The organism is Klebsiella sp. G-Nf4 (assembly GCF_002810615.1).
GTDB classification, from domain to species: domain Bacteria; phylum Pseudomonadota; class Gammaproteobacteria; order Enterobacterales; family Enterobacteriaceae; genus Klebsiella; species Klebsiella variicola.
In genome coordinates, this window is record NZ_PION01000001.1 from 395,079 (window position 1) to 415,369 (window position 20,291).

General features: G+C 58.8%; 22 protein-coding genes. 8 read left to right on the forward strand and 14 right to left on the reverse strand.

What is annotated here, in order from left to right:
- Window position 1: 1 nt before the first annotated feature.
- From CWM57_RS02010 to adhP, 6 genes are all read right to left on the reverse strand, one after another.
- Window positions 2-988, reverse strand: a complete 987-nt coding sequence (locus CWM57_RS02010) for a putative FMN-dependent luciferase-like monooxygenase (protein WP_165784121.1) — start codon at window positions 986-988, stop codon at window positions 2-4.
- A complete protein-coding gene (locus tag CWM57_RS02015; protein WP_074385738.1) occupies window positions 988-2,604 on the reverse strand; it encodes a dipeptide ABC transporter ATP-binding protein in 1,617 nt (538 codons plus the stop codon). Before CWM57_RS02015 ends, CWM57_RS02010 begins: the two co-directional genes overlap by 1 nt.
- Window positions 2,601-3,449 (reverse strand): ABC transporter permease, encoded by an 849-nt coding sequence (locus tag CWM57_RS02020; RefSeq protein ID WP_100630541.1) that lies wholly within the window; start codon window positions 3,447-3,449, stop codon window positions 2,601-2,603. Before CWM57_RS02020 ends, CWM57_RS02015 begins: the two co-directional genes overlap by 4 nt.
- A complete protein-coding gene (locus CWM57_RS02025; protein ID WP_008804745.1) occupies window positions 3,446-4,390 on the reverse strand; it encodes an ABC transporter permease in 945 nt (314 codons plus the stop codon). Before CWM57_RS02025 ends, CWM57_RS02020 begins: the two co-directional genes overlap by 4 nt.
- 10 nt (window positions 4,391-4,400) lie before the next feature.
- Entirely contained in the window at window positions 4,401-6,023 is a 1,623-nt protein-coding gene (locus tag CWM57_RS02030; RefSeq protein WP_100630540.1) for a TIGR04028 family ABC transporter substrate-binding protein, read from the reverse strand.
- Between the two features lie 157 nt (window positions 6,024-6,180).
- Window positions 6,181-7,191 (reverse strand): alcohol dehydrogenase AdhP, encoded by a 1,011-nt coding sequence (gene adhP, locus CWM57_RS02035; protein ID WP_060875756.1) that lies wholly within the window; start codon window positions 7,189-7,191, stop codon window positions 6,181-6,183.
- A 253-nt stretch (window positions 7,192-7,444) separates the two neighbouring features.
- On the opposite strand from adhP, the gene CWM57_RS02040 reads away from it, so the two are divergent.
- Window positions 7,445-8,044, forward strand: a complete 600-nt coding sequence (locus CWM57_RS02040) for an inorganic diphosphatase (protein WP_074385741.1) — start codon at window positions 7,445-7,447, stop codon at window positions 8,042-8,044.
- A gap of 167 nt (window positions 8,045-8,211) precedes the next feature.
- Entirely contained in the window at window positions 8,212-9,165 is a 954-nt protein-coding gene (locus CWM57_RS28370) for a helix-turn-helix domain-containing GNAT family N-acetyltransferase (protein WP_074385742.1), read from the forward strand.
- A gap of 37 nt (window positions 9,166-9,202) precedes the next feature.
- Here the strand turns inward: CWM57_RS28370 and CWM57_RS02050 are convergent, their stop codons facing one another.
- The 4 genes from CWM57_RS02050 to CWM57_RS02065 form a co-directional block, all read right to left on the reverse strand.
- Complete coding sequence (locus CWM57_RS02050) at window positions 9,203-10,918, reverse strand: ABC-F family ATP-binding cassette domain-containing protein (protein WP_100675525.1); 1,716 nt, start codon at window positions 10,916-10,918, stop codon at window positions 9,203-9,205.
- A 358-nt stretch (window positions 10,919-11,276) separates the two neighbouring features.
- Window positions 11,277-11,963: a hypothetical protein gene (locus CWM57_RS02055; protein ID WP_100630537.1), complete on the reverse strand. Its 687-nt coding sequence runs from the start codon at window positions 11,961-11,963 to the stop codon at window positions 11,277-11,279.
- A complete protein-coding gene (locus CWM57_RS02060; RefSeq protein WP_100675526.1) occupies window positions 11,960-12,655 on the reverse strand; it encodes a glycosyl transferase in 696 nt (231 codons plus the stop codon). Before CWM57_RS02060 ends, CWM57_RS02055 begins: the two co-directional genes overlap by 4 nt.
- 183 nt (window positions 12,656-12,838) lie before the next feature.
- Complete coding sequence (locus tag CWM57_RS02065) at window positions 12,839-14,536, reverse strand: NAD-dependent malic enzyme (RefSeq protein WP_100675527.1); 1,698 nt, start codon at window positions 14,534-14,536, stop codon at window positions 12,839-12,841.
- Window positions 14,537-14,591: 55 nt separating this feature from the next.
- On the opposite strand from CWM57_RS02065, the gene CWM57_RS27350 reads away from it, so the two are divergent.
- Window positions 14,592-14,720: a hypothetical protein gene (locus tag CWM57_RS27350; protein ID WP_046619973.1), complete on the forward strand. Its 129-nt coding sequence runs from the start codon at window positions 14,592-14,594 to the stop codon at window positions 14,718-14,720.
- Here CWM57_RS27350 and sra read toward each other — a convergent pair.
- On the reverse strand, window positions 14,717-14,857 hold the full coding sequence (gene sra / locus CWM57_RS02070; protein WP_012541615.1) for a stationary-phase-induced ribosome-associated protein: 141 nt from the start codon (window positions 14,855-14,857) through the stop codon (window positions 14,717-14,719). The two genes, CWM57_RS27350 and sra, sit on opposite strands and share 4 nt — an antisense overlap.
- 177 nt (window positions 14,858-15,034) lie before the next feature.
- Entirely contained in the window at window positions 15,035-15,886 is an 852-nt protein-coding gene (locus CWM57_RS02075; protein WP_100675528.1) for a Vmh family MBL fold metallo-hydrolase, read from the reverse strand.
- A gap of 114 nt (window positions 15,887-16,000) precedes the next feature.
- Between CWM57_RS02075 and CWM57_RS02080 the strand changes: the two genes are divergently transcribed.
- On the forward strand, window positions 16,001-16,894 hold the full coding sequence (locus CWM57_RS02080) for a LysR family transcriptional regulator (RefSeq protein ID WP_074386184.1): 894 nt from the start codon (window positions 16,001-16,003) through the stop codon (window positions 16,892-16,894).
- A gap of 67 nt (window positions 16,895-16,961) precedes the next feature.
- On the opposite strand, the gene CWM57_RS02085 is transcribed toward CWM57_RS02080, so the two are convergent.
- Window positions 16,962-17,207, reverse strand: a complete 246-nt coding sequence (locus CWM57_RS02085; RefSeq protein ID WP_100675529.1) for a DUF2543 family protein — start codon at window positions 17,205-17,207, stop codon at window positions 16,962-16,964.
- A gap of 166 nt (window positions 17,208-17,373) precedes the next feature.
- On the reverse strand, window positions 17,374-18,288 hold the full coding sequence (locus CWM57_RS02090) for an SDR family oxidoreductase (RefSeq protein ID WP_162677465.1): 915 nt from the start codon (window positions 18,286-18,288) through the stop codon (window positions 17,374-17,376).
- A gap of 655 nt (window positions 18,289-18,943) precedes the next feature.
- On the opposite strand from CWM57_RS02090, the gene CWM57_RS02095 reads away from it, so the two are divergent.
- From CWM57_RS02095 to CWM57_RS02110, 4 genes are all read left to right on the forward strand, one after another.
- Window positions 18,944-19,129, forward strand: a complete 186-nt coding sequence (locus CWM57_RS02095; protein WP_100675530.1) for a general stress protein — start codon at window positions 18,944-18,946, stop codon at window positions 19,127-19,129.
- A 201-nt stretch (window positions 19,130-19,330) separates the two neighbouring features.
- Entirely contained in the window at window positions 19,331-19,546 is a 216-nt protein-coding gene (locus tag CWM57_RS02100) for a hypothetical protein (protein ID WP_008804758.1), read from the forward strand.
- Between the two features lie 23 nt (window positions 19,547-19,569).
- The gene (locus tag CWM57_RS02105) at window positions 19,570-20,076 is read left to right on the forward strand and encodes a ferritin-like domain-containing protein (protein ID WP_074385747.1); all 507 of its coding nucleotides are present in this window, start codon (window positions 19,570-19,572) and stop codon (window positions 20,074-20,076) included.
- 17 nt (window positions 20,077-20,093) lie between these two features.
- Window positions 20,094-20,276: a hypothetical protein gene (locus tag CWM57_RS02110; RefSeq protein WP_012968126.1), complete on the forward strand. Its 183-nt coding sequence runs from the start codon at window positions 20,094-20,096 to the stop codon at window positions 20,274-20,276.
- The last annotated feature ends 15 nt before the right edge of the window (window positions 20,277-20,291 follow it).

Consider the following 20,291-nt stretch of genomic DNA (forward strand, 5'->3'; position numbering starts at 1 on the left):
CTTATCTGATGTGGGGGGCAATATGCTGAGCGATCAGCTCAATGGAACGCAGCGTATCCCGGTGCGAAGGCTCCACCGAGTGCACCTGAAACGAAATATCGGTGGCGCGGGCCAGCACGCTGTCCTGCGCCAGGGAGGCAATAACATGCTCAGGATCGCCAACGTGGGCATCCAGCTGTTGCAGATAGTCGGTGACACTGTCACCTTCTATCGTATGACCCGCCGCCCGGTGCTGTGTCGCCTGCTTACGCAGACCGGGCTCGGCGATCTGCAGGGCGTGGGCGTGACTGTCGGCGACGAAGGCGGTGCGCGAAGCGAGGATCCGCGGTTCAACGCCATCCGGCAGCGCCGCCAGGTAGGCGTCGATAATCGGGTTCTGAATGGCGTCCAGCGGCAGGCGTGGCTCACCGGGTGGACGTGGCTGAGTGCGCGACAGCATCAGCCCGTGTCCCGCCTGACCGGCACGGATGGCGCCCTCCGCCGAGAAGGTGGCGATCCAGATACGCTCCGCCAGCTGCGGCGCGGGCGGATAGAGACGGTTGTCCGGGTGGCTCAGGGTGTCGCCGCGCCAGGCGCTATGGATCAGGTGCAGATGGTCGGCAAACACCGCCCCGCGCTGCTCGCTGGTCAGGCCGAAGGGCAGAAACGACGTTGGCGTGCCGCCGGAGCCAAACCCCACCTCCAGACGCCCGTCGGTGAGTAAATCCAGTACCGCCGTGTCTTCGGCGACGCGCAGCGGATTTTCCATCGGCAGAGTGATAATCGCCGTGCCGAGACGGATCCGGTCGGTCTGTGCCGCCACGTGGGCGAGAAACACCAGCGGTGATGGCAGGCCGCCTTCCTGTTCATGAAAATGGTGCTGGGCAATCCATGCGCTGTCGAAGCCCAAACGCTCCGCGTGGCGGATCTGTTCGGCCGCCAGCCGGTAGCGCGTTTGCGCGGAGCCCTGATCGAGCAGACGGGTAAAAAAGCCGAGGCGTTTAGGCATTATGCGTTCTCCGTGTGGGCCTGTGCTAAGCGGGGTGAAACCTGGGGAATGGCGGCGATCAGTTCGCGAGTGTAGGCCTGCTGCGGGGTAGCGAACAGGCGGCCAACGTCGCCATGCTCCACTACCTGGCCGGCGCGCAGTACCGTGACGCTGTCGGCAATCCGCCTGACCGTCGCCAGATCGTGGGTAATGAACAGGTAGCTGAGACCCAGCTGCTGCTGTAACTGCTGCAGTAGGGCGAGGATCTGCGCCTGAACGGTGACGTCGAGCGCCGAGGTCGCTTCGTCAAGAACCAGTATCGCCGGCTCGAGGATCAGCGCCCGGGCAATCGCCACCCGCTGCCGCTGGCCGCCGGAGAGCTCCCTCGGCGTACGCGATAGCAGCTCCGGGGCCAGCGCCACCCGCGCGGCGACGGTCTCCACGCGCAGGCGACGTGCCGACGCGCTGAGGCGCTCAAAGTTTTTTAACGGCTCTTCGATAATCGCAAACAGCGTCTGGCGCGGGTCGAGCGAGGCGAAGGGGTTCTGGTAGACAAACTGGATTTTCCGCCGCAACTGACGCTGCGCCTCGCGGCTGAGATGTCCGGCGTCGATACCGTCGATGGTCACCTGTCCGGCATCGGCGCGCTCAAAGCCCAGCAGGATCCGCGCCAGGGTGGTTTTTCCGGAACCGGATTCGCCCACCAGCGCATGGGTGGTGCCGCGTCTGACCTCAAAACTGACGCTGTCGAGCGCCTGCAGCGCCTGTTTGCCCAGTGAGAAGCGTTTACTGATCCCCTCAACGCGAATGGCCGGCGTGGCCAGCGGCCGGTGACGAGACGCCGTCAGCCCCAACGGCGCATCCTGCAGGTCGTGGAGCAGCTGGCGGGTGTAAGGGTGTTGTGGACGCTGGACAATCACCTCGGTGGGGCCCTGTTCCTGAATCTCTCCCTGGCGAAACACCATGATCCGGTCGGCGCGTTCTGCGGCCAGCGCCAGATCGTGGGTGACAAACAGCACGGCGGTACCCGACTCGCGGCGCAGGATATCAAGCAGGTCGAGAATGCGCTTCTGCACCGTGACGTCGAGGGCGCTGGTGGGCTCGTCGGCAATAATCAGATCCGGCTGCAGGGCAATGGCGATGGCAATCAGCACCCGCTGTTTCATCCCGCCAGACAGCTGATGCGGATACTGGTCAAAACGCTGTTCCGGGTGGCTGAGACCGACTTTAGTGAGCAGGTTAAGGACCTGCAGTCGGCGCTCACCTGCGGAGAGGGACTGATGCAGCCGCAGGATCTCTTCCACCTGCTGACCTATGGTTTTTACCGGGTTAAGCGAATTGCCGGGATCCTGCGGGACCAGACTAATGCTCACCCCACGCAGGCGGTTAAGCCGTTTTGCCGACCAGTCGCTAATCTCTTCGCCATTGAGGACAATCCGCCCGCCATCCCGGCGGGCATTATCCGCCAGCAGGCCGATTATGGCCTGCGCGGTGGTGGTTTTCCCCGAGCCGGATTCTCCGACGAAGGCCAGCATTTCGCCACGCTGGATGGAAAAACTCACGTTATGCACCACTTCGCGCCATTCGCCCCGCGAGCGGTAGCTGATGCGCAGATCTTCAACGGACAAAACGTTCATGGGCGTACTCCACTCCACTGGCGGCTAAGACGATTGGCGGCAAGGACCACGGCGACCACGGCGAGGCCGGGGAAGGTGGTCAGCCACCAGGCGGTCGACAGGTAATTGCGACCTTCGGCGATCAATAATCCCCACTCCGGGATCGGCGGCGGGGTGCCGTAGCCGAGGAAGCTGAGGGTAGCCAGGGCCAACATCGCCTGTCCGAACTGCAGCGTCGCGAAAGCAAGCACCGCAGTGAGCGAGTTGGGCAGAATATGGCGCCAGAAGACGGCGAAAAAGGTGCCGCCGCTGCCCCGGGCCGCCTCGACGTAATCACTGTGGCGCACGCGCACGACTTCCGCCCGCGCCAGGCGTGCGAAGCTGGCGATCGCCGACACGCCGACAGCCACCGCCGCATTCACCGTGCCGAAACCGAGCAGAATAATTACCGTGAGCTGCAGCAGCAGGGAGGGGATGGCCAGCAGGACATCGACCAGGCGCATGATCGTGGATTCAACGCGTCCGGTCAGCGCCCCGGCGAGCGTACCAAGGGCGGTACCCACCACCAGGCCGATGGCGACGGCGATCAGCGCCGCCGACAGGGAATGTACCGCGCCGTAAACCACCCGCGTCCACAGGTCGCGCCCCAGCTGGTCGGTACCCAGCCAGTAGTGCGCCTGCGGCGCCAGGCGCTGAGCGCCGGGGATCCCTTCCAGCGGGTTAGCGGCGGTAAACCACTGCGGGGCGAGGGCCATTAACAACGCGGTAATCATCACCGCCCACGCCAGCCACAAGCCAGGCTGCAGACGCACCCTGCGCCATTCCGGGCGGCGGCGAACCGCGATGGCATAATCGACCAGGCTCATTTCGCACCTCCGGTCTGTAAATGGAGTCGGGGATCCAGTCGCGGCATAACCAGGTCGACCAGCAGGTTTATCAGGACGAAACCGAGGGCGGAGATCATCACCACTGCCTGCAGCACGGCGATATCCTGGTTATTGACCGCCTGCTGGGTCAGCTGGCCGAGGCCGCTGCGGCCGAAGACGGTCTCAGTGATCAGCGCCCCGGCAATCAGCTCGCCCAGCAGCAGCCCGGCAATATTCAGCGCCGGCAGCAGAGCGTTGCCCATCACATGGTGCCAGAGGACGCCCGTTTCGCTCATTCCCTTGGCGCGGGCGACCGCGACGAAGGGCTGAACCGCCACCTGATCCATGCTGCGCATCAGGATCTGCGCCAGCGGGGCCGAAATGGGCAGCGCGACGGCGATAACCGGTAAAATCAGCCCTTCCAGTGGGCCGGGGTTGATCACCGGGATCCAGCGCAGCTGAAACGAGAAGAGCTGGATCAGGGCGATACCCAGCCAAAAGGTAGGCAGAGAGATAAACAGCACCGGCAGCGACTGCAGGAGGTTGCTCAGCCAGCGCAGCCCCGGCAGACGCGAGGCGAAAGCGAGGGCGAACGCCAGCGCTACAGCCAGCAGGAAGGCCGGCAGCGCGAGGCTTAAGGTATCCGGCAGGTTGCTGGCAATCAGACTACTGACCGCCAGACCCGCCTGCAGGGAATAGCCGAAGTCGCCGTGCAGCATCGCCAGCAGCGTGTGCAGGTACTGGCGCCACAGCGGGCTATCGGCGCCGTAGGCCAGCCGCATGTCAGCGATTTGCGCCGGGCTCAGGCCGAGGTCCGGGTTCTGAAACTTGATCAGCACTGCATCTCCCGGCAGCACCTGCAGCAGGAAAAAGGTGAGGGTAAATGCCGCCCACAGGACCAGCAGTCCCTGGCCGAACCGTCGCAGAAGATAAGCGCTCATACCCGGCCTCTTAGTGCTTATCCAGCCACGCGCCGTAGAACGACGGACGACCGACGGCCTCGAAGCTGACGCCTTTGACCCACGGCGCGCCGGCGAACACCTGCGGCTCTTCGAAAATGGGGATCACATAGGCGTTATCGATCAGATAGCGCTGGGCGTCACCGGTTAACTGCAAGCGCTGCTGCGGCTCTACCGCCGCGGAGATGCCGGTCAGTAGGTCATTCAGCTTATCATCGCGGAAGTGCTGCACTTTATCGCTGGAGCCACCTTTCTGCAGCAGCGCATCGCGATTGTTGGGGAAGAACATACTTTTCACCACATCCGGGTCGGCGCGGCCCACTTCTGAGACAGTGAGCGGGGTTTTCTGCGGGTCAAGATTGTCCAGCGTACGGCTACCGGCATCCCCGGCTTTGACGGTCAACGCCACACCCACCTGGCGCCACTGCTGGGCGATCAGCTGCAGCACTTCCTTATTCTGCGGCTGCGGGAGCGACTCATAGACCGTCAGCGCCAGCCGCTGGCCGTCTTTAGTGCGAATACCGTCGGCGCCGGGCTTCCAGCCGGCATCGTCCAGCAACTGTCGGGCTTTGGCCTGGTCGAAGGTCAGTTTATCGCTCAGATTGACATAGCCGGCGGCGGAGCTGGCCAGTACGGAGGTCGCTTGCGGGTAGTTAGCGGAGAACAGCGTCTCCACCACCTGTTTGGCGTTGGTGGCATGGAGCAGGGCCTGGCGCACCCGCAGGTCGGCGACAAGCGAGTTATCCGGGCGGAAGCTCAGGCTGTCGTTGACCCCGCGGGTAGGGGCGGCGTAGACCTTAAATCCCTGATCGGTCGCCTGCTTTTCATCGTAGGCCTGCACCTGGCGAATAAAGCCCGCCTGACCCGCCAGCAGCGCGCCGATGCGCACACTGTCTTCCGGGGTCACAATATAGGTGATGCCGTCGAGGTTAGCGGGCCCCTGCTGGGCAATGTTTTTCGGCCCCCACTGATAATCCTTGCGCGCCACCAGCGTCAGCTCGCGGCCTGGCTTTTCATCCTGCACCACAAAGGGCCCGGAGCCGATAATATGTCGGGCATCGCCCAGCTCTTCAAAATTGCGCTGCAGGGTGCTGAGTGATACCAGACCGGAGCCGATGGTCGCGGTTCCCTGCAGGAAGCCCGGCGACGGTTTGTTGAAGTAAAATTTCACCGTCAGCGGGTCGATCACTTCGCTGCGCTGGTAGTTATTGATGACCTCTGAGACGGGCAGGCGATGGGCTCTATCTCCCAGACCATAGGTGTCGAAGTTTTTGGCCACGGCGGCGGCGTCAAGCGGCGTGCCGTCCGAGAAGGTAACCCCTTTGCGCAGGTGGAAAGTGTACTCGGTTTTATCGGCATTGCTGGTCCAGCTCTCGGCAATCCACGGCTCAATCTCCAGCGTTTTCGGGTTCTGCCAGGTGAGCTTGTCGGTTATCTGATTGAGAATACCGCCATTCGGATAAAAGCCGCCGGCGGGCGGATAGAGATTGGTGTGCGGTTGCTGCTCCAGATAAATTAAGGTGCCGCCTTTAACCGGCGTGTCGGCGGCCCAGACGGAAAAGGCGCCGGAGAGAAACAGGGCGGCCAGCGCAGGCAGGCGAAAATGACGATGCATGGTGAATTCCTTTGTTATCTATTGTGTTGTCATCATCGGGCGCGGCTAAAAACAAAGGAACCAAGGAATTGCGCTAAGCATTTGCGGAAATTGGATTTACTTCGCGAGTGGGAAGCGTGGAGCAAGCGCCTCTCCCGGGCGGGAGAGGCGTAGGTGATTAGCTGCGCAGATCGATAACCATACGGCCGCGGATCTGACCTTGTTCCATCTCTTTAAAGATGGCGTTGATATCTTCCAGCGGGCGCAGGGTAACTTTCGGCACCACTTTACCTTCGGCGGCAAACTGGAAGGCTTCCACCAGATCCTGACGAGTACCGACCAGCGATCCGACCACCTCGATGCCGTCGAGCACCAGACGTGGAATATCAAGGCTCATCGCCTCCGGCGGCAGGCCCACCGCGACTACGCGGCCACCGGCACGAACGGCATCCACCGCTGAGTTAAAGGCCGCTTTAGCTACCGCGGTCACCACGGCAGCATGCGCGCCGCCGGTTTTTTCCTGAATCACTTTCGCCGCATCTTCATTACGGGAGTTGATGGTCAGATCGGCGCCCATCGAGGCCGCCAGCTCCAGCTGCCCGTCGTTGACGTCGATAGCGATCACTTTGGCGTTAAAGACATTTTTCGCATACTGCAGCGCCAGGTTACCCAGACCGCCGAGACCGTAGATAGCGATCCACTGACCCGGTTTGATGTGGGAGACCTTGACCGCTTTGTAGGTAGTGACGCCCGCGCAGGTGATACTGCTGGCGGCGGCAGAGTCGAGGCCGTCCGGCACTTTAACTGAGTAGTTGGCGGTGACGATGCACTCTTCCGCCATGCCGCCGTCGACGGAATAGCCAGCGTTTTTTACCGAGCGACACAGCGTCTCATTGCCGCTGTTACAGTAATCGCAGTGGCCGCAGCCTTCGAAGAACCACGCCACGCTGGCGCGATCGCCTGGCTTCAGGGAGGTCACGCCCGGTCCGACTTTTTGCACCACCCCGATCCCTTCATGGCCGAGAATGACGCCGGTTTTATCGCCAAAATCGCCGTTTTTCACGTGCAGGTCCGTATGACACACGCCGCAGCATTCCATTTTCAACAACGCTTCACCGTATTCCAGCGGGCGCAGCGTTTTTTCCGTGACGTTAACCTGATGGTCGTGGGTAACAACAGCAGCCTTCATGCCTGTCTCCTTGTGAGGGGATTGTTTAATTTTATTAATGCAATAGTACCCAATAAGGATTAGACGCTATGGAGAAAAATACAAGGCGCTTTAGTACAGGATGTGGTTTTTTGCTACAGCGGTAGCACAAAATTCAGACAATACCTCTAATTTTGGTAGGTAATAATAGCGTCACTGAATGGTCATGTTTTCTTCATCACCCAACTCTATCGTTTTGCGCATCAATTTCTTATAACAACAGAGTGATACAACAATGCATCTGGTAAAAACCATCCTCACTGCCGGTCTGTTTCTGTCCGCCGCCGCGCAGGCGCAGAACGTACTGGAATTCCCCCAGCCGGAAAACAACCCGGAAGAATTTTACGCCGTCACCGAGATCCCGGCAGGTGGCATGATTAAGTATGAAACCGACGCCAAAACGGGGTTTATCATCGCCGACCGCTTTCAGTCGATGCCGGTGGCTTACCCGGCGAACTACGGCTCGCTGACCCAGTCGCTGGCCGGAGATGGGGACCCGCTGGACGTGGTGTTTTACACTCGCGCGCCGATGGCGCCGGGCACACTGATTAAGCTGCGGCCGATCGGTGTCCTAAAGATGATAGACGGCGGTGAGAAAGACGACAAAATCATCGCCGTGCCGGCCAGCAAAATTGATCCGACCTATGACGACATCAAGACCATCACCGATCTGCCGAAAATCGAGCAGCAGCGGCTGGAGGCCTTCTTCCGGGTCTATAAAGAACTGCCAGAGGGGCGTAAAAAGGTTGAGCTGGCCGGTTTTAATGATGCCGCCGCTGCGAAGCAGGAGATCAAATCGGCCTGGGAGGCCTGGAAAGCGAAGAACCCGCAATAATATTCATCGCGGGCGCTGTCCGGCGCCCGCGGTATTCGTTCTCACGACCCCAGTGGTGGCGAAATCACAGGTCACACGGCAACGCTTATCCCTCCATGTTGCATCTTGACGCAGGATGAAGATAATGGTTGTATTGTACAACCATTTCATGTTTCGGACCCGCTTCCATGCCTGACACCCCCTTAATCCAACAGATTCGTACCGCCTCGCGGTTAATGGTGCGCGAGCTGGGCTTTATGAGCACCACGCTGGCAGCCACCCATTATTCACCTTCGGCGGTGCACACCCTGCTTGAGGTATCGATGAGGGGGGAGATGACGGCCGCGCAGCTGGTCACGTTGCTGGGACTGGAAAAATCAAGCGTCAGCCGGATGGTCTCTCGTCTGCTGGCGGCTGGTGAGCTGGAGGAGCGTCCTTGCGCGGAGGATGCGCGCGCGAAATCACTCGCCCTGACGGCAAAGGGGCACGATACGGTGGCGAAAATTAACGCCTGGGGTACCCGCCAGGTGGTGGAGGCGTTAGACCATCTGGATGAGACGCAGCAGCAAACGGTCGCCACTGGACTGGCGGCCTATGCCCGGGCGCTGGCGCAGTGTCGGGATAGCGCGCTCGCGGATACGACTCCGCAAATTTCGCTGATGACCGGCTACCAGCCGGGGATGATCGGCCGGATAGCCCAGATGCACGGGGAGTATTACGCCCGTCATCATGACTTTGGCGCTTTTTTTGAAGGCAAGGTCGCCAGCGGCGTAGCGGAATTTGCCACCCGGCTTTCCTCCCCGGCCAACCAGATCTGGCTGGCGATCCGCGAAGGGAAAATCGTCGGCTCGCTGGCTATCGATGGCGAGGACCTCGGCCAGCAGGAGGCGCATCTGCGCTGGTTTATTCTCGACGACAGCTGCCGGGGAACCGGCATCGGCAGGCGTCTGCTCAGCGAGGCGATGACTTTCTGCGATAGTCGCCAGTTTAGCGCGGTGCAGCTGTGGACCTTTAAAGGGCTGGACGCGGCCCGCAAACTGTATGAATCCTTTGGCTTCACGTTAACCCGCGAATGGCAGGGGGAGCAGTGGGGAAAGGTAATGACCGAGCAGCAATTTACCCGGTCCGGAAACACCGGCTAAGGGCGTGACGCCTTAGCCGGTGGGGGGAACATGGAGATTACGCCAACTGGTTAAGCAGGCGGTTAATCTCCTCTCGCCACTGCGCCTGAAGTGACGGCTTTTGATGTTTTGGCTTGCGGGCCATGTCGTCAGCCAGCCATTGCTCCAGGTCAATCAGCCGCGCCAGCAGCGCCTCCTCATCATCGTCAGCCCCGGCGGGTGTACTCTGCAAAGCGAGCCGACTGTCCAGGGCGGGCGCCACGGCCTGCAGACGGGCATAGACCTCCTCCAGGCTGTGCCATTCCGTTAACCCGGCGTTGTCGATCAGCCAGAAGCGGTTACAGCTTTCGCTAATCAGCTGGCGGTCATGACTGACCAGCAGCACGCCGCCGGGGTAATCGCGCAGCGTCTGCGCCAGCGCCGCTTTACCCTCCATATCAAGATGGTTGGTGGGTTCATCCAGCAGCAGCAGACTGTAGCGCGCCAGCGAGAGTCCAACGAACAGTAGCCGCGACCGCTCGCCGCCGCTGAGGGTGCTGACTTTCTGGCTATGTCTCGCCCAGCCAAACCCGGCGGCGATCAGCGCCCGTTTACGGGTGTCGGCCGACGGGGCGAACGGTGTCAGCGCGTCGAGCAGGCTGGCATCGTCCGGTAACTGCTCCAGCGTCTGGTCATAGTAGCCGGGGTGCAGCCGGGGATGCAGGCGCAGCCCCGGGAGGGGCGATGCGTCCTTCATCTGCTGCCACAGCAGGCGCAGCAGGGACGATTTACCGCCGCCGTTGCGGCCCATGATGGCCACGCGATCGCCGCTGCGCAGGCGCGCCACGCCGGTGGTGAAGAGGGATGGCAGGCCCGGCGCGGGCGCGACGGGCAGGGTGTCCATCTCCAGCAGGCGGTCAGCCGGCAGGGCGTCCCCCTGCAATGACAGACGCCACGGCGGGCCGACGCTGAGCTCGGTTTGCTCATCTTTCAGGCGGGCGACCTGCTTCTCCATCTGTTTGGCTTTGCGGGCGAGGTCTTCGTTGTCATAGACCCGACCCCAGGTGGCCAGGCGCCGGGCGCTGGCGCTGACCCGGTCGATCTCTTTTTGCTCGGCCTTATGGCGCAGCGCGGCGCTTTCATCCTGCTCCTGCAGTGCCTGACGGGCAGCGCTGCAGGGCAAGGCGAAGCTGTGCAGCGTCTGGTCGCGGAGGATCCAGCTCGCATTAGTTACAGCATCCAGTAAGGTGTTGTCGTGTGACACCAGCACGAAGCTCCCCTGCCAGGTTTGCAGGAAGCTTTCCAGCCACAGCAGAGTCGGCAGATCGAGATGGTTGCCGGGCTCATCCAACAGCAGCAGGTCAGGCTGGCGGATCAGCGCCCGGGCCAGCAGCAGGCGCGTGTGCTGGCCGCCGCTCAGGGTAGTGGTTTGCTGCTCCATCACCGCCGGGGTAAAGCCCATCTGCGCCAGCAGGCGTTCGGCCAGCCAGCGCTGCGCTTCCCGTACATCAGCGGGTAACGGGGCCAGCACTGCCTGCAACAGCGACTGAGAACGCAGCGCCTCCGGTAGATGCTGTTCAACGCGGGCCATCAGACACTGACCGGCGAGTGAGACGCTGCCCGAGGTGGGCGCGAGGGTGCCGTCCAGCACCTGCAACAGGGTGCTTTTGCCGCAACCGTTATGGCCGATGAGACCGATACGGTCGCCTTTCTTCAGGGTGAAGGAGAGGGTGTTAAACAGCGGCCCAAAGGCAGTCTCCACGTGGAGCGCATGGGCAGTTAGTAATGTACTCATAGTCAACTTACTCAAGAGTTACAGGCATGCAAATGCCTCGTCAAAACTCGCTGACGATAACCCGGTAAGCCGGAGAGAAGGGATTGCGTGAAGTGTCTTCGCTCAAGCCATAGTTATCGCAGCACGATACCGATAACGCTTGAGCTGGCGCAATTGCCTAATGCATGTGAAACAATAAACATTTCACAATACAGCATGGGGGGCCTCCTTTTTTATTCAGTCAGTGGATGGGTGGTGGCAGTGTAGTGGGGAAAGGAAAAGTGCGCCAGTGACAAAACTGGCAGGGGGCGCCCGCCAGCTTTCGCCTGCGCCGCCTTTGTCTACGAAGCCGGGTTGGCGCAGAGGGCTTATGTGTTTGCTAGAACATGATGGGAAACCAGCGGGCGTGGTCGCGGGTATATTCCGTCAGCGCCTGGGGATCCTTTATCGCCTGGCAGGGGGCATCGAGAATATTCGGATACGCATCCGGATACCAATCTTCCTCGGTCGTTAAGGTCAAAAAGCGAGACTCACGGTGGGTTTCACAGGTATAGGCGTTTTTAATATTGTCGGCTTTGCGATATCCCTTGGGATCGCGATATTCGATATACACGTTGTACTCAGAGCGGGTATCCCGCCACGCGCCCGGCTCCGGTCTCTGCCAGCGGACCGTCTGGTAGTAGCGCTCCCGCTCGCCGTAGCGATAGACAGGGGTCTCTCCGCCGGGAATCACGTCGGGTCTCAGGAAGAAAAACACCAGTCCCGCCAGCAGGAGTAACACCGGTGAGAGAATGTGGGTCAGCAGCCGCGGCGTCCGACGGTTAACCAGCAGCAGCCACAGCAGCGGTGGGATCGTGCTGACGATAAAAGCAAAGAGGATTTTTGCCGGCGTATAGAGTTCATGCACCGAAACCTCGCCGGCTTTCGCCGCGTAAAACGCCTGCTTATCGCCGAAATACCAGTACTCACCGTGAAAGGCGCTGATGGCGCTCACCAACAACAGTCCGCTAAACAGCCCCAGCCAGAGACGTAATGTCGGTCGCAGAACGATTTTTTGCTGGCTCATTTACGGCTCCTGATGGTTTTAGTGACCAGAAGCTCGTCTTCAGAGACCGTATCCAGATCGGCAATCTGGCTACACTGGTTGGCAAGGACCTGCGGATCGCCGTTCGGAAACCAGCCCTCATTTAATGACAGGGTGTAAAACTGGCTATGCCGCTGCACTTCACAGCGCCAGGCGCGGCCAAGATTGTTTCTGTCGATAAGCCAGCGGGGATCTTTTGCTTCAACAAAGGTTTCATATTTTGATTGCTTAGCGGAATGACTACCTGACCGGGTTTTCATCCAGAATATAGACGCGTAATAGGTATTGTGTTTACCGTACTGAATACTGGCATATCGTCCGGGGGTAACCTCCGGGTGGAGGAAAATAAATATCCCGGCGGCAATCAGTACCATCAGCGGTAATATAGGATGCTGTATCGCCCGCCAGGGGATTTTACGTACCGCCAACAGCCAGACCAGGGTAATAATAAACACGTAGAGCAGGGCGAAGAAAAATTTACTCGGTTCATAGATGACGACATCCACCAGATCGCCGGTGGCGGGCTGATACTGTTCAGCCCGCGGGGTGAGCATCCACATATCACCGCCAAACAGGCACAGGCCAGCGATGATGGCGACCCCGCCGATGAGAAACAAGACAATACGGATCAGTATAGCATTCGCTTTATTCGCGCCAGGGGTTAATTTTTGCATTTCACATTCCATTGTGAGGGGGTGAGAAACAACTATTTTGCACAGCGGAGGGCGCGCGGCAAATGCTATCCGTTTTATATTTTTACGATGAATGAATATGGGCGAAAAAGGCGTTTCTGTGGCGGGAGATATTATTCTGACGTTATTAAAAACCGGGCCGATATGTCGACCCGGTGAGCGTGATTAAATCGAGGTGCGGCGATAATTGCGATATTCCGGCTGCCAGAAATTATCGCTAATGGCCTGCAGCAGCGCTTCAGCGGAGGTTTTTACCGCCACGCCTTGCTCCTGCGCCACTTTGCCGACCGCGAAGGCAATTGCCCGTGAGACGGTCTGGATATCCTTCAGCTCCGGCAGCACCGGACCTTCACCGTTGTTCACCAGCGGCGAGTGTTTCGCCAGGGTTTCACTGGCGGCCATCAGCATCTCATCGGTGACCCGCGACGCGCCGGAAGCAATCACGCCCAGACCAATCCCCGGGAAGATATAGGAGTTATTGCATTGCGCGATAGCGTACTGCTTGCCTTTCAGGGTGACCGGGGCAAACGGGCTGCCGGTGGCGACCAGCGCCTCGCCGTCGGTCCAGCTCAGGATATTCTGCGGCGTCGCTTCCACCCGTGAGGTTGGGTTAGAGAGCGGCATCACGATTGGCCGCGGGCAGTGCTTGTGCATCTCGCGGATAATCTCTTCCGTGAACAGCCCCGGCTGACCCGAGACGCCGATCAGAATGTTCGGCTTCACGTTACGCACCACGTCCAGCAGGGACAGCACATCGTTAGTGGTATCCCAGCCCTGCAGATGCTCACGCTTCTGCACCAGCTTGTTCTGGAACGGCAGCAGGTTAGGCATGCCGTCGGTTAACAGGCCGAAGCGGTCAACCATGAACACGCGCTGGCGGGCCTCTTCTTCGCTAACGCCTTCGCGGACGATCTGGGCGATAATCTGCTCGGCGATACCGCAGCCGGCGGAACCCGCGCCGAGGAAGACGATTTTCTGCTCGCTGAGCTGGCTACCGGCGCCGCGGCTGGCGGCGATCAGCGTCCCGACGGTGACCGCCGCGGTGCCCTGAATATCGTCATTAAACGAGCAGATTTCATTGCGATAGCGGTTGAGCAGCGGCATGGCGTTCTTCTGCGCAAAGTCTTCAAACTGCAGCAGGACGTCCGGCCAGCGGGCCTTAATCGCCTGGATCACGTCGTCAACGAACTGATAATACTCGTCGTCGGTAATGCGCGGATGGCGCCAGCCCATATACAGCGGATCGTCCAGCAGCTGCTGGTTGTTTGTTCCGACGTCCAGCACGATGGGCAGGGTATAAGCCGGGCTGATGCCGCCGCAGGTGGTGTACAGCGACAGCTTGCCGATCGGGATCCCCATCCCGCCGATCCCCTGGTCGCCGAGGCCGAGAATACGCTCGCCATCGGTGACCACAATCACTTTCACGTTATGGTTCGGGACATTCTGCAGGATGTCGTCAAGGTTATGGCGATTCTGGTAGGAGATGAAGACGCCGCGGGCGCGACGGTAAATCTCGGAGAAACGTTCGCAGGCGGCGCCCACCGTCGGGGTATAGATAACCGGCATCATCTCTTCGAGATGGTTGCCGATCAGGCGATAAAACAGGGTTTCGTTGGTGTCCTGGATGTTACGCAGGTAGATGTGTTTGTCGATTTCAGTTTTGAATCCCTGATACTGGATCCAGGCGCGTTCCGCTTGCTCTTCGATGGTTTCAACCACTTCCGGCAGCAGACCAAGAAGGTTGAAATTGCTGCGCTCTTCCAGACTGAAGGCGCTGCCCTTGTTGAGCAGGGGGAATTCAAGCAGAACGGGACCCGCGTAAGGGATGTACAGGGAACGGTTTTTCTTATGAGTAAATTGCATCGCACTAACTCCTTGATCATGACCACAGTCCCGGCGCGGCGATAAGCGAGGGCGGGTGGAAAGCAGCGGGCAGAGTATAGAGCAGATGGTCGTCAAGCGGGTAAACAAGCAATCAATTGCCATAAAAAAACACCATCCTGGCAACAGGACGGTGTTGTTTATCATCACTCAGACTGAAAATTAACCACCGCGGCGTTTGCGGCCGGTAGCATGGATGTGGTTGAGGGTGGTTTCTTCATCGCCTTCCAGCACCACTTTTTTCTGCTGGGAAAGCTTATAGTTCAGACCGAGAAGATGACGTGCCTGATGGTTCGATTTCATTCTGACTCCTTTATCCTGTTCTGGTTTCAAGGGCAAACCCGGTGGTGACCGGATGAAATGTAACCCAAAGTCGGCCGCACGTTTTTTGTGCGACCTCAGCTAGGGTGGTCCATTTTCAGGGCAATAGCAACCTTCGCGCGCCAGATTAAGAACAGTCTCCCTCACGCACAGCCGGGATCACCACTTCATCTCGCCGGTATTAACTTTGGCGCTTAACTCCAGCGAGCTGGTCTCCGCCAGGCCCGGCCACTGCGTCTCCATGGCCTTGATCACCCCGGCCGAATCCTGATGCGTCTTCAGCGCCTGCTCAAACTGCTGGAGATACGTTTTTGTAAAGCGCACCGCGCTGTCTCCCTCCGGCGGTGTGCCGAGGTAATGGCCAGGGATCACCCGCTGCGGGTGCAGGGCGATCATCTGGTCCAGGGTATTGCGCCATTGCTGGCGACTGGCCGGCGTCTGGGTGTCGGCGGTCCAGAGATGCATGCCCCACGCCACGCCGGTACCACCGAGGATCGTTTTGTTCGCCGGGATCCAGATGAACGCCGCGTAGTCCTGCGGCTGCTTAATCGTTACTTTCTCGCCGTCGATGGTAAAGCTGTTGGCCTTCAGCGCCTGCGGAACGTACACCTGCGTCGGCGCGCCATCTTTCATTTGCGGGCCCCAGTACGCCAGTTTGGCCGCTTTGGTGGCTTCAATATGTTTGACCACCTCCGGCGTGGCGACCACTTCCGCCTGCGGGAAGGCTTTCACCAGCGGTTCAAGACCAAAATAGAAATCCGGATCGCCAGAGGTGATCACAATTCGCGTCAGCGGCTTGCCGTTTTTCTTGATCATGTCCACCAGCTTTTCGCCGTCTTTGACGCTGAACTGCGCGTCAAACAACACTGCTTCGTGCGGGCCGGAAACGAGGGTGGAGTTAACGGAAAAGATGCCCTTTTCCTGCGGATTGTAGGTTTGCAGCGTCAGAGGCGCCGCGAAGACAGAACCGCTGAACAGGGCCGTGGCAACAGCAAGAGTAGATAATTTCATGATGTGTTCTCAGTAACAGGTGAATGCGTTCCATTGTACGGATTTCGCTATTTGATAGAATTCCTGAAATAAGAGATGCTGAGTTTCATAAATCGTGCAGATGAAGGGGGCATGATGGACAGAGTGATTGCTGCGCAGGTGTACCTGCGCATCTGCGAGCTGGGAAGTCTCAGCGCCGCGGCGCGGGCGCTGGGGATGTCGCGTCCGATGGTCAGCCGCTATCTGGAGCAGATGGAGAACTGGGCTGGCGCCCGGCTGATCCATCGTTCCACCCGCCGGCTGACCCTGACGCCGGCGGGGGAAACAGTGTTGCTTAAGACCCGCGGGTTGACGCGGATCGCCGATGAAATCGCCGGCGAGCGCCAGCGGGCCGACCCCAGCGGCACGCTGCGCGTCGCCTGCGCGCACTTCACGGCAATGCAGCTGATCTCTCCGCTGCTGCCGGACTTCCTCGCTCGCTATCCGCAGCTGCGTCTGGAGCTGGATATCAATAACCATCCGGTCAGCCTGATCGGCGAGCGCATCGACGTGGCTATTCGCATTACCGACAACCCGGAGCCCGGGGCGATCGCTCGCCGCCTTGGGCTATGTCGTTCGCTCCTCTGTGCCGCACCGCGCTGGCTACAGCAGCATGGCCCGCTGACGACGCTTGACGATCTGCAACAGCATAACTGTCTGTTATACAGCCACTTTGCCGGCCAGCGCTGGCAATTCAGCGATGCGCAGGGGCAGGAGGCGTCGGTGGCGGTGAGCGGCAATCTGAGCGCGGGGATCTCTTCTCTGCTGCTGGAGGCGGCGGTCGCCGGGTGCGGCATTGCGATGCTCCCCGAACTGGAGGCGCGGAGCGCGTTGGCCAGCGGGGCGCTGGAGGTGGTGCTCCCTGACTGGACGCCGAAGGCGCTGAGCGTCTATGGCATCTATCTTTCCCGCGACTATCAGCCCGATGGGCTACCGCTGTTTCTGGATGCGCTGCAGCGACGTCTGGGGGAGATTGCCGCCGGGGCCTGAACATGGGTGTTGCGTTCAGCGGCAACACCGGCGGGCGGTGGCCCTGCCGGTGAGCTGACGATGAGACTTACTCGTTGCCCCATTGATTAAGGAAGTTGGCAATATCGTCTATTCGGCGTTCATCAATAGCCGCTTCACGGGCCATCTCCTGCTGCGCCTCTTCAACGATCTCTTCGTTATTCATCAGCCGCTCAATCAGCAGTTGAAAATAGCGCGCCAGCGCATCGCGTTCCGTCTCTTTGACCGGCGTGGCCGCTTCGGTCTCGTATTCGTCCACGATGTCATAAAATTTCAGGGGGATCTCATTACTCATCAGTTGTCCTCAGGGTCAGCGCACAGCGGCGGGCGGATATCATAGCATGCAGCCGGCTAAAGACGCTGCGGGAGAGGAAAAATCGCCACGCAGGGGCTGCGCGGCGATCGTGCTGGGGAGGGACCGGCATAACGCCGGCCCGGTTATCGTTCCGGCGGCGAGGGATTTAGACCACGCCGTCCCCGCCGTCAGAACACCATACCTGACCGGAAGTATACGAGCAGGCATCCGATGCCAGGGTGACGTACAGCGGGGCGATCTCTACCGGTTGCCCCGGGCGGCCCATCGGTGTGTCTTTCCCGAACTGTTTCACTTTCTCGTCCGGCTGGCCGCCGCTGGATTGCAGCACCGTCCAGTAAGGGCCTGGCGCCACGGCGTTGACGCGAATGCCTCGCTTCGCCACCTGCTTGGCCAACGATTTGGTGAAGATCGCCAGGCAGGCTTTGGTCTGGGCATAATCGAGCAGGATCGGGCTGGGCTTATAGGCCTGCACCGAGGTGGTATTAATGATGGCGCTCCCTGACTGGAGATGGGGCAGCGCCGCGCGAGTGATCCAGAACGGCGCGTAGACATTGGTTTTAAAGGTGGCGTCAAAGTCTTCGGTGGTGAGCTCCTCGAGGGTCTCGCAGTATTGCTGACGTCCGGCGTTATTGACCAGGATGCTCAGGCCTCCCAGTTTTTCCACCGCGTCGGCCACCAGCGACTGACAGAAGGACTCGGAGCGAATATCCCCCGGCAGGGCCACTGCCGTGCGACCTTCGGCTTTGATCAGCGCGATGACTTCATCGGCATCCTCTTGCTCCTCCGGCAGATAGCTTATGGCGACATCGGCCCCTTCGCGGGCAAAGGCGATCGCCACCGCGCGGCCAATGCCGGAGTCGCCGCCGGTAATTAACGCTTTCTTACCCGCCAGCCGCCCGGTGCCGGTGTAGCTGGTCTCCCCGTGGTCCGGTGACGGCTCCATCTCCGCATCCAGACCCGGCGGGTTTTGTTCTTGCTCCGGGAACTCCGGACGTGGAGCCGTCTCTTCTGGCAACATGGAGGTGGGTAATTTTTTCATTGGCGGTTTTTCATCTTGCATAGTCATCTCCTTCAGACAGAACGGGCCAGACCTAAGGATAGGTCAGCTTCACCCCAGGCCAGACAACGCGAGAGGATCATCTATCTTGTTTAACAGGCAAAATAGGGGCTTTATTTGACTTTAACCGGCTGATCCATGGCGACTTTCGTTGTATGTCGCTGCGTTATTATTTGTGGTGTTAAATTAGGATTATTCCATCCTTAATTCGGGGCTGGGCTATTTTTATCGGGAGGGCTGAATGACAGTGTGATTTTTAAAAGCGAAGGGGTGGAACATTGTGAAAAAATATTCTTTCGCACCCATGGGTGAATGATGAACTACCTCATTATGAGTATTTTTATGACTGAAGTGCCTGGCTGATGAAAAAAATAAAAAAATCGCCCATCATTTTCATTTTTTTACAAAAGCGCCGGGGCGAAAAAATTTCATGATAGTGAATGGTGATAACCTAAGGCGAATAAGTGAGTTACACTGTATTTATTTTTACTGCCGCTTCGTTATTTATTTTTTATTTTCCATTTGGCGTGGATAAAAGCCTGGCGTTAATTTGACTCCTGCGAGCATTCCTCTAGTGTTAGATATCGAGGGCGATGATTTGTAACAGGGTCATTTTCCATTTACCAACCGAGATCGAGTAAACCTAAAAGGTGAAATTATGGCAGAGCACAGAGGCGGTTCAGGTAACTTTGCAGAAGATCGTGAAAAAGCATCCGAAGCCGGGCGTAAAGGCGGACAGCACAGCGGCGGGAACTTTAAAAATGATCCTGAACGTGCATTCGAAGCCGGTAAAAAGGGTGGTAAGAACAGTCATGGCGGTGGTCGTAAAGCCGGTGACAGTTAATGACTGAAGCCTGAGGCGCGTTAAAACGAGCGCCGGAACAAAAACCTGTGGGCCTGCCGGTCCGCAGGTTTCTGTTTATATGGGCTGGTAATAATAAATCGTGTCGCCTAATCCATATTTATCTGTGAAACGCGAAGGGTAAATGATATTAACAATATGCTGGTCAATGGTTAAGTATTTATAACATAGCAGGTAATAAAAATGAAACTGACACCGGCATTGATTAAACGCTGCCATCTTGTCGCTGCTGTGATGTGGGTAATATTGGCAATACCCTCGTTAATCTGGTGGAAAAACAGCGTCCTGTGGGTCATTCTCATTAGTATTTATGCGAATATCGTTGGGCATTTGTCCGGATATAGCGCAGCGCGGGCGGATCAGGCGGCGGAAGAGAATGAAGATCCCACATCCAAATAAAGGATTAGTTATCAGAGGTATTTATGACGGATATTGAAAATTACCATAACTGGCTGCGCGATGCACATGCGATGGAAAAACAGGCCGAAGTGATATTAATCGCCGCAATCAGAAGGAGTGAAAACTATCCGCCACTGCGCACGCGTCTTGAACAACATCTCTATGAAACCCGCCGGCAATTATCGTCTCTGCAGGATATCATTGCCCGTAATCATATTTCCCGCTCCGCGCTGCAGGATGCGATGAGCCGGGTCGCCGCGTTGGGCCAGTCCATTGGGATGATGCTGCCCGGCGATGAGGTCATTAAAGTCATTATCACGGCCTATGTTTTTGCGCAATTCGAGGTCGCCTGCTATACCGCCTTATTGACTGCGGCGAAACGGGTGGGCGACCACCATGCCATCCACGCCCTGGAGGCGATGCTGGCGGAGGAGCGAGGCATGGCTGACTGGCTGCTTCATCATCAGCCGACGATCGTCGGGCAATTTCTGCATCGTGCTGAACTGCCTGGCGTTGAGGCCGGAAAATAAGCCGCCGGAGAAAAACTATGGTTAAACGCCACACGATCGCGCTTCATGCTGTCGAGGAACAGGTTCCTCTGAAATTAACCGCCAGACAGCAGGCTCTGGTGGACGCGGTGGCGAATCGGGCGCCTTCAGCGGAGCACGCTACCGTATCGCCTGTCGCCAAACCCCGGCCGACGGCGAGGGGTGGACGTAAACCGCGCTGAATCTGCTGGAGAGTG

What these genes read in the sequence shown, in the direction of transcription:
- CWM57_RS02075 (WP_100675528.1), bottom strand. Translation starts at nt 15,886, where the DNA reads ATGAAATTATCTACTCTTGCTGTTGCCACGGCCCTGTTCAGCGGTTCT.
- CWM57_RS02110 (WP_012968126.1), top strand. Translation starts at nt 20,094, where the DNA reads ATGGTTAAACGCCACACGATCGCGCTTCATGCTGTCGAGGAACAGGTT.
- CWM57_RS02010 (WP_165784121.1), bottom strand. Translation starts at nt 988, where the DNA reads ATGCCTAAACGCCTCGGCTTTTTTACCCGTCTGCTCGATCAGGGCTCC.
- CWM57_RS02055 (WP_100630537.1), bottom strand. Translation starts at nt 11,963, where the DNA reads ATGAGCCAGCAAAAAATCGTTCTGCGACCGACATTACGTCTCTGGCTG.
- CWM57_RS02040 (WP_074385741.1), top strand. Translation starts at nt 7,445, where the DNA reads ATGCATCTGGTAAAAACCATCCTCACTGCCGGTCTGTTTCTGTCCGCC.
- CWM57_RS02095 (WP_100675530.1), top strand. Translation starts at nt 18,944, where the DNA reads ATGGCAGAGCACAGAGGCGGTTCAGGTAACTTTGCAGAAGATCGTGAA.
- CWM57_RS02015 (WP_074385738.1), bottom strand. Translation starts at nt 2,604, where the DNA reads ATGAACGTTTTGTCCGTTGAAGATCTGCGCATCAGCTACCGCTCGCGG.
- CWM57_RS02050 (WP_100675525.1), bottom strand. Translation starts at nt 10,918, where the DNA reads ATGAGTACATTACTAACTGCCCATGCGCTCCACGTGGAGACTGCCTTT.
- sra (WP_012541615.1), bottom strand. Translation starts at nt 14,857, where the DNA reads ATGAAATCGAACCATCAGGCACGTCATCTTCTCGGTCTGAACTATAAG.
- adhP (WP_060875756.1), bottom strand. Translation starts at nt 7,191, where the DNA reads ATGAAGGCTGCTGTTGTTACCCACGACCATCAGGTTAACGTCACGGAA.
- CWM57_RS02060 (WP_100675526.1), bottom strand. Translation starts at nt 12,655, where the DNA reads ATGCAAAAATTAACCCCTGGCGCGAATAAAGCGAATGCTATACTGATC.
- CWM57_RS02065 (WP_100675527.1), bottom strand. Translation starts at nt 14,536, where the DNA reads ATGCAATTTACTCATAAGAAAAACCGTTCCCTGTACATCCCTTACGCG.
- CWM57_RS02025 (WP_008804745.1), bottom strand. Translation starts at nt 4,390, where the DNA reads ATGAGCGCTTATCTTCTGCGACGGTTCGGCCAGGGACTGCTGGTCCTG.
- CWM57_RS02030 (WP_100630540.1), bottom strand. Translation starts at nt 6,023, where the DNA reads ATGCATCGTCATTTTCGCCTGCCTGCGCTGGCCGCCCTGTTTCTCTCC.
- CWM57_RS02090 (WP_162677465.1), bottom strand. Translation starts at nt 18,288, where the DNA reads ATGCAAGATGAAAAACCGCCAATGAAAAAATTACCCACCTCCATGTTG.
- CWM57_RS02020 (WP_100630541.1), bottom strand. Translation starts at nt 3,449, where the DNA reads ATGAGCCTGGTCGATTATGCCATCGCGGTTCGCCGCCGCCCGGAATGG.
- CWM57_RS02100 (WP_008804758.1), top strand. Translation starts at nt 19,331, where the DNA reads ATGAAACTGACACCGGCATTGATTAAACGCTGCCATCTTGTCGCTGCT.
- CWM57_RS28370 (WP_074385742.1), top strand. Translation starts at nt 8,212, where the DNA reads ATGCCTGACACCCCCTTAATCCAACAGATTCGTACCGCCTCGCGGTTA.
- CWM57_RS02105 (WP_074385747.1), top strand. Translation starts at nt 19,570, where the DNA reads ATGACGGATATTGAAAATTACCATAACTGGCTGCGCGATGCACATGCG.
- CWM57_RS02080 (WP_074386184.1), top strand. Translation starts at nt 16,001, where the DNA reads ATGGACAGAGTGATTGCTGCGCAGGTGTACCTGCGCATCTGCGAGCTG.
- CWM57_RS02085 (WP_100675529.1), bottom strand. Translation starts at nt 17,207, where the DNA reads ATGAGTAATGAGATCCCCCTGAAATTTTATGACATCGTGGACGAATAC.